The sequence below is a fragment of the Sphingopyxis granuli NBRC 100800 genome, from assembly GCF_001591045.1.
Classification (GTDB): Bacteria; Pseudomonadota; Alphaproteobacteria; order Sphingomonadales; family Sphingomonadaceae; genus Sphingopyxis; species Sphingopyxis granuli.
On sequence record NZ_BCUA01000144.1, the window covers coordinates 1 to 5,487 of the forward strand.

The window sequence follows — 5,487 nt, forward strand, 5'->3', positions numbered from 1 at the left end:
GGGATCGCGCTGGATACGAGGTGGTCAGACCTCGAGATAGCAGTCGTGGGCGAGACGGAAGGCGGCTGCAACCGACTCCCCTTCGTAGAGAAGACGCGGCTCACGCGAGATCGACATGGAGATTTCCTCCCAGCGCGGATGTACTGCACGTATAGCTGCGAGAATGGATTGATCCTGCCAGGAGCGATGGCGCGATCAGGCGTAGCGTGGCCGGACCTCGGGAAAGGCCGGCGGCGCCGTCCACTCATAGACGACGGCGGTATAGCGCCCGCCGTCATAGAGCACGGAATCGACGCGGCGATGATGACGCTGCAGCCGTTCGAGGAGGCGATTGGCGCGGTCTGCGAGAGCGACAGCCCGGGCTTCGGTCGGCGCGAGCGCCAGCAGACGAACCAGTTCGCCGGTGTCGTACCACCAATTGCCTTCTTCAGGCCCGCCATAGGCCCGGTCGATCTCGTAGAGCGCAATGATATAGCGCATGTGCGGCCTCCTTCAGGAAAGCGGCGCCGGCAGGGCGAGCCATTCCGGCTGATCGTCGGCGATGGGAATGTCGAAGTTCGCGGCCTCGGCCTCGGAAAACACCGTCGCGGCCTCAAGCGAGCCGAAGCCCGCGCTGGTGTTCCAGAAGAGGAGGCCGGCCTCGACATCGCGCGTGACAAGGACGTATCCGTCGACGCCCTCGTGGTGAGCGCGCGCGATCGCGCGATCGAGCAACTGGGACGATCCGCCGAACTCGAGTCCGTCCTCGCGGATGACGACATAGCCGCCCCCGAATTCACCAGGACGCAGGCGGTCGCAATCGAGCGCATATTCGAAGCCGAACGGCAGAGCGGACCTCGCGACGGTCTGGATCAGCAGTGCGGCGGTTTCGACATCGACCTGATCGCCATAGAGCCAGACCTTGCAGTTGCCCGACCCATCGGACGGATCGACCTGCAGCGAGAAGCCGAGGCGAGGATAATCGGGATCGCTGAAGATCGCGAGGAATCCACCAAAGGCGTCGGCCTCGGCCGGCGGAAAACAGGACCTGAAGGCATCACTCCGCGCGGAATATGCGGCGACGCGCCGATCCTGCTCGACATCGGAATCGCGGACGATCTCGGCGGCCTCGTCGATATCGCGAAAAACCTCGGCCTCGGCGTCGGTAACGGTGAGCACGAAGCTCGCTTTGACAAAATGATTGGCCATGCTGGCTCCTGGAGGAAGGAGGGTTTGGGACCGCCCGGGTTCCCGGCCTCGGCGACACGCCCGGACCCACGCCCCCTTCCCGCTCTCCTTTCCGTGCGCGAAGCGCGGCGGCGGTCAGGCGCGCGCCGAACGCGCGGCCTCCGATCAGCGGTTCATGGAGAGTATGAGGATCGCCACGAGCGGGCGGCGAGCGTGTCTAAGTCGTGCGTTTACGGCGGCGCGGCGGCCCGGCATAATTGGCCGAGACTTTGAGGTCGACCGCGAGCTGCGTGAGCGTGCGATGCGCGCCCAGGCGCTGAAGTCCATCCATGCGCGGGTCGAGCTTCAGCCTGGCGATGCGTGAACGCACCAACGATGCGGCGACGCGCAGCGTATGGGGATCAATCTCGTTCATGGGCAGGACCATAGCGCAGATGGTGCGCGGAGGCGAGCGCGCTACCGCGCAAGTCGCAAAGCTGGATCGGGCTCTGCGGACGGCTAGTTGCCGAAATCCCGCCAACGATCGACCAACTCGATCATTTCGGCCTTGCGATCGAACGCGTCAGGATAGACTGCGCCTTCGTGCTGGCCGAGAAACCCGACGATCGTGGTGATGTGCGTCGCGATCGTCGCATCGACGCCGAAGAGATCGGCGAGCGGGAAATGTCCACAATCCTCGCCGTTCCACCACGCAAGGAGGAAGTTCGCCACGCGCCGCGATTGCCCGGTGTCGGAACGGGCCACGTCGATGAGGCGGTCGAGCGCGTTCTGTGCGGCCGCTTTGCTGAACGGTCCTTTGTCCATGTTCACGGAAGCTCGGCGTTAAATGCGACCGCTTCCTTTGGAGCGCGCGCAGCCGCGATGGCGAAGCGATCTGCTTCGGTAAAGTCCGATAGTCGTAGAACTTCGCGGCGAGGATATACGCGCTGTATCGATTTATCGTGGGGGGAGGACATGATCTTCGTGCCTTTCTAAGTAAACGACCACACGGTCTTTTATGCGCCGCTGGCAGACCGGATATCGCAATGCCGGAAGAACCGCTCAGATCCATGGGTTGAGAAGGGCAACGCCAGTTTTTTCGAAATCGATGATGTTACGGGTGACGATTGTCATGGAGTGGACAAGCGCAGTCGCAGCAAGCAAGCCGTCACGTTCGGACTGCGGGTCTGGTACATGGAGCGCGGCACAACGCATGGCGACTTCGGTGTCGACCGCGATGATGCGGTCGGCAAATGCCTGGAGAACATCGGTTTCGAACCAGGCGCGCAGAATCTCACCCGTAACAGGATCGACGCGCTTTTCTGCCAGGATGCTCTGTTCTATCTCGAGGATCGAGATCGCCGAAATGTAGAACTGGTCGGCATCCGCGCTGTCCGCCCATGCGGTGACTTCGGGAGGGAGCCGATCAGGTCTGCGCAACGCGGAAATGACATTCGTGTCGAGCAGAAACATCAATCGAGATCCACCGGCTTCGTGATACGGTTGAGCTTGGCGGGTTCGAAATCGAAATTGCCGGCCTCACCCGTCTGCGCAAGCGCAGCCAGAAGGCTACGTGGTTTCTTGCCCTGCCGGCGGTGAAAGTCTTCGATTGTCATCAACACATGCGTGGGCTTGCCGCGCTCAGTAATATAGACTGGCCCGTTGCGAGCAGCCTTCTTCGCGCGGCTGGCACCTTGATTGAAGTCCCGGCTTGAGATCGTCGTCATACCCATCGTAAGTAACTCTCATTGAATGTAGGTATGTTACTACAATGGCGATGGTCTAGCAACCGCCGTGACAGTTTCAATGGTGGGATCGAGGCCCGGTGACCCGGCAGGGTTGCCGCGCAGCATCCAGGGCATCGGCTGGATGAGCCGCGCCCAGTCGACAAAGGATGGAATGCGTCCCAGATCTTCGGTGACATGCGCCTCCCCGATCAGACGGACCGGCACTTGGCGTCCGTCACTGTTGCGAATGGTCACGCCGAAAAGCGTCTCGAGCAGAAAGATGCCTTCGGCATGATGCCGAAGTGCCCGATGGCGCGGGTCGGCGATAATCTTCTTGGACTCATCGAACCATTGGTGAAGTGCGATATAGTCGTCCGGCACCCCACCCCAGCGGCGCACAGAGATGAGCGCATGATAATAGCAGTGGGACATGGGATCAAAGCTCCGTCTCGGTGGTGTCATAGTCGATGAACCGGGCATTATGCGTGATGGTCACGCGTCCCGAGGCGACATCGATGACAATTCCGCCATGGGCGCCCTCGCCATTTTCCCAGCCACCATGATGGTCGCAGACGGCGTTTTCGGCGAAGGCGGACAGGGCGTCCTCAAGCGGCAACGCGGAGCTGCGAACATTTCCGCCATAGTCGACGGCGTAATGGTCGCACAGCACCGATGGCAATTCGCAGACGACATCACCGCGATACGCAGTGATATCACCCATCATGCCCTCATCGCCGCCGCCATCGTAGGTGATGTCGACGCGTGTGATGCCATGCTTCTTGAGGAGGGGCAGGAACGCGGCCTTGCAGCGCGCTTCGACGTCGCGGACTGCCGCGATATGCTCTGCGATCTCGGCCTCGATACGGGCTTGAATGGCCGCATGTTCGGGCGTGAGTTGCGTCGTGGTCATGCTGGCATCTCCTGCAAAAAGGTGCGCGCGGCCTCGGCGCTGGCGGGATAGGCGGCCGCGAGATTGCGGTGGAGGATCTCGAAATCCGGAACCGGGAACCGTCCCGACGGGTCAGGCCGCGTCGCGATCAGCGCGCCCGTGACGATGTCGTCGATCCGGTCGCGATCGACCGCTGGCGCGCGGCCGTCGTCATAGCGAACGGGCGGGGCAAAGCCGGCCTCGACCCAGCTGCCCAGACCGTCCTGGACGGCCTCCGCATAGGCCGCGACCGACGGATCGCGGCGGAAAGCGCCGGCATCGATCCTGAGGCCGAGCGTGCGATAGATGCCGAAGTCGTGCCGGTTGGTGATTGAAATGAGGGCACACCCGTCCGGCGGCGGGCCGCAGCGGGCGATAACGGCGGCCCGATAGGTAGCGACCTCGAGTCGGTTGAGGCGCTCGAAGTCGGGGGTGTGGCCGATCTGCGCGCAATCCTCATTCGCAGGCGTACCACCGAGGTCAATGATGTTGGACATGGCCTTCTCCTGTGCAATGAACACAAAGGCACACCCCCTCCTCTCCCCGGCCATGGAGGCAGCGGGAGGCAAAAGGCCCCGATCCGCTGTGGGAGCGAGGACCATCTCGAGAGTTTGGATCGATCGCGAGGCGTGCGGTGCGAGCCGCAGCCGCGGGTACGAGACGACGCTCTAGGCGAACGCTATGCGACAATTGCCCGGCATGAGATCAATGAAGGTCGGCGATCCAGTTCTCGACCTTGAGTGCGCGAATACGGGAGAACTCTGCGATATTCGCGGTCACGAGCACCGCGTCCAAGGCATAGGCATGGGCAGCGATGAACAGGTCATTCGGCCCGATGGGTTTTCCGGCTGCTTCCAGCTCTGCGCGAATGCCGCCATATTCGGTGTCGGCGGGAACATCGAGGGCGAGGATCTGGAGGCTGTCCAGGATGGCCTCGATCTGCGCCAGCAGCCGCGCCGAGCCCTTCCTGGCACAGCCATAGCGGAGTTCCGCCGCGGTGATGATGCTGACACAGATCGCATCCGGACCCACTTCGGCGATACGTGCGGCGACGGAGCCTTGCGGATTTCGGGCAAGCTCGGAGACGATATTGGTGTCGAGCATATAGAGCCCGCTCACAGGTCTATGGCCTTCGCCGGGAGCAATGTGTCATCGACATCGGGAAACTGGTCCTCGGGCCCGAGCGGCTGCAAGGATGCGAGGACTTCCAGAAGATTCTTGCGGCGCACCGGTTCGATAATGAGGCGCTCGCCATCGCGATGGATCATCACGCGGTCACCGGGAAACTCGAAATCGGCAGGGATGCGCAGCGCCTGGCTCTTGTTGTTCCGGAACAGTTTGGCTTCTCGCGGAGGAGTGGAATCGGACTTTTTCCGGGCCATATCGACCTCCTTTGCATATACATGAGCATATGCATCACGCCGGAAGAATGTCAAGATTTTTGCCTGTGGAGAGGCTGCGGCGGTGAGCATCAGAGCCTGGCGCGTTGACGGCCCCCAGGCATGGGAAAATGCAAAAGGCCCCCGCTTCGCGGGTGGAAGCGAGGACCTTTTGGCAGCGATGGCTGAGCAGTGATCAGCCGACGAAGGCATGCTCTGCCGACGACTGGCCGAGGCCGGCCTCGGCCCCTTGCGCGGGCGCGCCCGCGGTGTTCCCTTCGCCGGGCAGCGGCGGCAGGCTGTCATT

At 62.4% G+C, this 5,487-nt stretch carries 11 protein-coding genes; all 11 read right to left on the reverse strand.

What is annotated here, in order from left to right; translation table 11 throughout:
• Positions 1–195: 195 nt before the first annotated feature.
• The 11 genes from SGR02S_RS18750 to SGR02S_RS18800 all read right to left on the reverse strand — a co-directional run bounded on the left by SGR02S_RS18750 (position 196) and on the right by SGR02S_RS18800 (position 5,273).
• Entirely contained in the window at positions 196–480 is a 285-nt protein-coding gene (locus tag SGR02S_RS18750) for a hypothetical protein (RefSeq protein ID WP_067113670.1), read from the reverse strand.
• A 12-nt stretch (positions 481–492) separates the two neighbouring features.
• Complete coding sequence (locus SGR02S_RS18755; protein ID WP_067113673.1) at positions 493–1,188, reverse strand: hypothetical protein; 696 nt, start codon at positions 1,186–1,188, stop codon at positions 493–495.
• 196 nt (positions 1,189–1,384) lie between these two features.
• Positions 1,385–1,582 carry a hypothetical protein gene (locus SGR02S_RS18760; RefSeq protein WP_067113676.1) on the reverse strand — a complete coding sequence of 66 codons (198 nt, stop codon included), beginning with the start codon at positions 1,580–1,582 and terminating at the stop codon, positions 1,385–1,387.
• A gap of 83 nt (positions 1,583–1,665) precedes the next feature.
• Complete coding sequence (locus SGR02S_RS18765; RefSeq protein ID WP_067113679.1) at positions 1,666–1,971, reverse strand: DUF7673 family protein; 306 nt, start codon at positions 1,969–1,971, stop codon at positions 1,666–1,668.
• Positions 1,972–2,208: 237 nt separating this feature from the next.
• Positions 2,209–2,619 carry a type II toxin-antitoxin system VapC family toxin gene (locus tag SGR02S_RS18770; protein WP_067113681.1) on the reverse strand — a complete coding sequence of 137 codons (411 nt, stop codon included), beginning with the start codon at positions 2,617–2,619 and terminating at the stop codon, positions 2,209–2,211.
• On the reverse strand, positions 2,619–2,879 hold the full coding sequence (locus SGR02S_RS18775; protein ID WP_067113683.1) for a type II toxin-antitoxin system Phd/YefM family antitoxin: 261 nt from the start codon (positions 2,877–2,879) through the stop codon (positions 2,619–2,621). Before SGR02S_RS18775 ends, SGR02S_RS18770 begins: the two co-directional genes overlap by 1 nt.
• Positions 2,880–2,912: 33 nt before the next feature.
• A complete protein-coding gene (locus SGR02S_RS18780) occupies positions 2,913–3,305 on the reverse strand; it encodes a DUF6915 family protein (protein ID WP_067113685.1) in 393 nt (130 codons plus the stop codon).
• A gap of 4 nt (positions 3,306–3,309) precedes the next feature.
• The gene (locus tag SGR02S_RS18785) at positions 3,310–3,783 is read right to left on the reverse strand and encodes a DUF6878 family protein (RefSeq protein WP_067113687.1); all 474 of its coding nucleotides are present in this window, start codon (positions 3,781–3,783) and stop codon (positions 3,310–3,312) included.
• A complete protein-coding gene (locus tag SGR02S_RS18790) occupies positions 3,780–4,298 on the reverse strand; it encodes a hypothetical protein (RefSeq protein ID WP_067113689.1) in 519 nt (172 codons plus the stop codon). The genes SGR02S_RS18785 and SGR02S_RS18790 overlap by 4 nt, the downstream gene beginning before the upstream one ends.
• Before the next feature lie 208 nt (positions 4,299–4,506).
• Positions 4,507–4,905: a type II toxin-antitoxin system VapC family toxin gene (locus SGR02S_RS18795; RefSeq protein ID WP_217632824.1), complete on the reverse strand. Its 399-nt coding sequence runs from the start codon at positions 4,903–4,905 to the stop codon at positions 4,507–4,509.
• 11 nt (positions 4,906–4,916) lie between these two features.
• Complete coding sequence (locus tag SGR02S_RS18800; protein ID WP_255211528.1) at positions 4,917–5,273, reverse strand: antitoxin; 357 nt, start codon at positions 5,271–5,273, stop codon at positions 4,917–4,919.
• Positions 5,274–5,487: the final 214 nt, after the last annotated feature.

What these genes read in the sequence shown, in the direction of transcription:
- SGR02S_RS18775 (WP_067113683.1), bottom strand. Translation starts at nt 2,879, where the DNA reads ATGGGTATGACGACGATCTCAAGCCGGGACTTCAATCAAGGTGCCAGC.
- SGR02S_RS18780 (WP_067113685.1), bottom strand. Translation starts at nt 3,305, where the DNA reads ATGTCCCACTGCTATTATCATGCGCTCATCTCTGTGCGCCGCTGGGGT.
- SGR02S_RS18790 (WP_067113689.1), bottom strand. Translation starts at nt 4,298, where the DNA reads ATGTCCAACATCATTGACCTCGGTGGTACGCCTGCGAATGAGGATTGC.
- SGR02S_RS18755 (WP_067113673.1), bottom strand. Translation starts at nt 1,188, where the DNA reads ATGGCCAATCATTTTGTCAAAGCGAGCTTCGTGCTCACCGTTACCGAC.
- SGR02S_RS18785 (WP_067113687.1), bottom strand. Translation starts at nt 3,783, where the DNA reads ATGACCACGACGCAACTCACGCCCGAACATGCGGCCATTCAAGCCCGT.
- SGR02S_RS18800 (WP_255211528.1), bottom strand. Translation starts at nt 5,273, where the DNA reads ATGCTCACCGCCGCAGCCTCTCCACAGGCAAAAATCTTGACATTCTTC.
- SGR02S_RS18760 (WP_067113676.1), bottom strand. Translation starts at nt 1,582, where the DNA reads ATGAACGAGATTGATCCCCATACGCTGCGCGTCGCCGCATCGTTGGTG.
- SGR02S_RS18750 (WP_067113670.1), bottom strand. Translation starts at nt 480, where the DNA reads ATGCGCTATATCATTGCGCTCTACGAGATCGACCGGGCCTATGGCGGG.
- SGR02S_RS18795 (WP_217632824.1), bottom strand. Translation starts at nt 4,905, where the DNA reads ATGCTCGACACCAATATCGTCTCCGAGCTTGCCCGAAATCCGCAAGGC.
- SGR02S_RS18765 (WP_067113679.1), bottom strand. Translation starts at nt 1,971, where the DNA reads ATGGACAAAGGACCGTTCAGCAAAGCGGCCGCACAGAACGCGCTCGAC.
- SGR02S_RS18770 (WP_067113681.1), bottom strand. Translation starts at nt 2,619, where the DNA reads ATGTTTCTGCTCGACACGAATGTCATTTCCGCGTTGCGCAGACCTGAT.